The following is a 3,063-nucleotide window of genomic DNA, read 5'->3' on the forward strand; positions in this document are numbered from 1 at the left end:
CGCGCGAGATCGAGCGCTCGCGCCTGGATTGCGGCGGCGACTGCGGCAAGCTCGCCGAGAAGATCAAGCGGGTGCAGACCCCGGCGCTGGTCGCCGAGGTGGGCTGACCGCAAGCGGCGCCCATGCGAGAATGCGCGCCTGCCCGCGAACCCCGCGGTGCCGGCGACGACACATCCCGAAAGCCTGCGTGCAAGGCGCAGGCAGCAGTACACGGAGAGATGGCCGAGCGGTTTAAGGCACCGGTCTTGAAAACCGGCGAAGGGTCAAACCTTCCGTGGGTTCGAATCCCACTCTCTCCGCCACTTTCCCTTATAAGTTTTGTTTTTTTTACAGGGGTTCGTATGCTGGAACTTAAATTTTTTCGATGTGAAGCGGAAGCTGTCGCTCAGTAGAAGCGCCGGTACCTAATCCGTATGAGCGGGCTGGCGCGCTCTTATTCTCGCGGAGAAATTTGGATTTAGCTAAATTTCGCGTCTAAATATTGAAACACAGTCCGGGCAGCGTTGATCGCAAGCATGGCTTCATCTTTGTCCAACAGAGCCTCGTTGGCGTGAGCCAAGCTTCCATGATTGCGAGCCGGATTGAGGCAGTCGATGACGTTACTCAACGATCTCAAAACATTCGTCATCGTTTCAGATTGGCTTCCCAGCTCTCGCAGGTTTGGGTGTGCTGTCCGGAGAAGTTTAAAAAGATTGGTAATCGTGTCACTTTGTGGTGGTTCGAGGCCTTGCGCCTGACATACGGCTTTGAGGTACGCATGGAGTGCGGTGTGTATGCGGTCAACGGCGTGGGTTGGGCCAGCGCTTTGGATCAGCGTATTGGCATCAGCAAGTGCTCGCCTCAAGACATCGCTGGTGATGAATGGGCTGCTAGCTTGCACAGAAAGCCCGTCGGCGCATCGTTTGGCAAGCTCTAAGAGCTTTCGATAAGCCTGTGGCGTCCGAAAGTGCTCCCCGCCAGGTGGGTACTTCCTGGCTATGCCTCGAAGGATGGCGGCTTGGTGATGGCTCTCGACGCTACGCAAAATGGTGACAAATCGTTCGCGGGTGGTGTTGCCCGTGAAGGTATCCGGATCCAAGTCCAAGTCACAGAACGCTGAGTAAAACTCTCGGTGGGTGCGGTACGAGAAGTCGCCCAGGTAACCGCCCTCCACGCCGATATACTGGTGGACCAACCAGTGGATTTCACTGCTTCGCAACTCGCCCACAGGGCCCCCCACTGATCCGGTGGAACACGCATGAATTTGGGGGCATTATAAGCAAACGCTTTGGGGTGGCGCAGGGGGCGTTCGACGCTCGGCCACGCCCCGCTATAGGGGAAAGTCAATGGATCAGACTGAGCTCGCAAAAACACGTGAAGAGTCTTCTTCGCTCCGGGGAACAGGTGGCCTCAAATACAAGATCGAGAAGGCCCGCTTGGAGCTTTTGGATCTGTCCACTCGCAATCGACTTCTTCACACGCCCAGAGGCGGGCGCGCAAAGACCATCGAAGTTGTGCATGAGCTGGCCAAGGCTATGTATCAGACCTTGGTCATTGACGGTAAGCGTTTCACCTTCGTAGCGGGCAAAGAAGACTCGAAGCAAGGCGGCTCACTGCCTGATCTTGATGATGATGAAGAAGTGGTTTTGCTGGATGAGTCTCCAGAAGATCCTGAGCTGATTTCACAGCCTGATTTCGAGTTGGATGAGAACGGACGAGTTAAGGCGCACTGGGATGCGCATCTGACTACTCGTCTAACTCCCACAGGCCTCCAGAAGCGCCTCTTGGATCTGTATAGCGATGCCCGCACGCTTCAAGAGGAGCAAGGCGTCAATGTCCTTTACTTGGCGGTTGGCTATCTGCGCTGGCGCGCCACTTCTACCCCGCAAACCGATCGCTTCGCGCCGTTGGTGCTGATCCCTGTGCAATTGGAACGCAGCACGGCGGGCGAGAAGTTCCACCTCAAATGGACCGGCGACGATATCCAGGCGAACTTGTCGTTGCAGTTGTTCTTGCAGCGCGAGTTTGGACTTCGCTTGCCGAGCATAGAGGAGTTCGAGACGCTCGATATCGATGCCTATTTGGCGTCGGTTGAAGGGATGCTGGAAGGGAAAGAAACCTGGGGCGTGCTTCACGATGATGCGATTCTGGGGCTTTTCTCCTTCGCCAAGTTCATGATGTATCGAGACTTAGACCCCCAAGGCTGGGAGACGCTTGGCGGGATGGAGGCCATCCCGACGCTTCGCGGCGTTGTCCAGGACGGCTTCCCAGGTGCGAGCCTCACGGATGAAGAAAGCAATCTGGATCGCATTATCCCGCCCGAAAAGATGCGTCATGTCGTTGACTGCGACTCGTCGCAAGCCTTAGTAGTGCACGATGTTCTCCAAGGCAAGAACATCTTGGTGCAAGGGCCGCCTGGGACGGGAAAGTCTCAGACCATCGCGAACATCATCTCAGCCGCTGTGGCTGAGGGTAAGCGTGTGCTGTTCGTGGCCGAGAAGATGGCCGCACTTGAAGTTGTCAAACGCCGTTTGGACCATGTTGGCGTAGGTGTGGCGTGTTTGGAGCTTCACAGCAACAAGGCCAACAAGCGCTCATTACTGGAAGAACTTCGGCAAACGCTGAGCTTAGGCGAGCCGAAGCGAAGCAGCGCTGCGCCCATCATTGAGCAGCTGACGGAGAGGCGCGACGCACTTAACGCTCATGTGGCACGCCTGCATGAGGCGCACCAGCCCTCGGAGTTGACGCCTTATCAGGTGTTTGGACAGATGGTGAGGCTACGCCGCCAAGGTTATACGACTCAAAATTTGGACTTGGAAGCCCCGACCTCTTGGGCGCCTCATCAGAAGGATGAGCGTGAGTCACTCCTTCGCGAGTTGATGGAGCGCATTGTAGAGATTGGCGTTCCAAGCCAACACGCGTGGAGTGGCGTTCAGAACGACGGTTTGTTGCCGAATGAGCGCGATCGCCTACTAACCTTGGTCGCTGCACTTTCAGGGAGAATGGCAGACTGGGAGGCGTCGAGCGCCGCGCTTCACCAAGCGCTGGATCTTGCTCCTCCGGCGCGCTTTGACGATATCGGTC

The 3,063-nt window shown here is 56.6% G+C and carries 2 protein-coding genes, 1 tRNA gene and 1 pseudogene; 3 read left to right on the top strand and 1 reads right to left on the bottom strand.

All coding sequences use genetic code 11. The features are described from left to right. Positions 1–107 (top strand): annotated as a pseudogene (locus ARC20_RS18860) (LysR family transcriptional regulator); the annotation flags it as partial. Between the two features lie 105 nt (positions 108–212). Then, positions 213–302: transfer RNA gene (locus ARC20_RS01460), tRNA-Ser, on the top strand. Positions 303–457: 155 nt separating this feature from the next. Here the strand turns inward: ARC20_RS01460 and ARC20_RS17820 are convergent. Beyond that, positions 458–1,207, bottom strand: a complete 750-nt coding sequence (locus ARC20_RS17820; protein ID WP_081417977.1) for an abortive infection family protein — start codon at positions 1,205–1,207, stop codon at positions 458–460. 118 nt (positions 1,208–1,325) lie between these two features. Here ARC20_RS17820 and ARC20_RS01465 point away from each other — a divergent pair. Next, a partial coding sequence (locus ARC20_RS01465) for a DUF4011 domain-containing protein (RefSeq protein WP_152983940.1) occupies positions 1,326–3,063 on the top strand: 1,738 nt, incomplete at its 3' end.

The organism is Stenotrophomonas panacihumi (genome assembly GCF_001431645.1).
GTDB lineage: Bacteria > Pseudomonadota > Gammaproteobacteria > Xanthomonadales > Xanthomonadaceae > Stenotrophomonas_A > Stenotrophomonas_A panacihumi.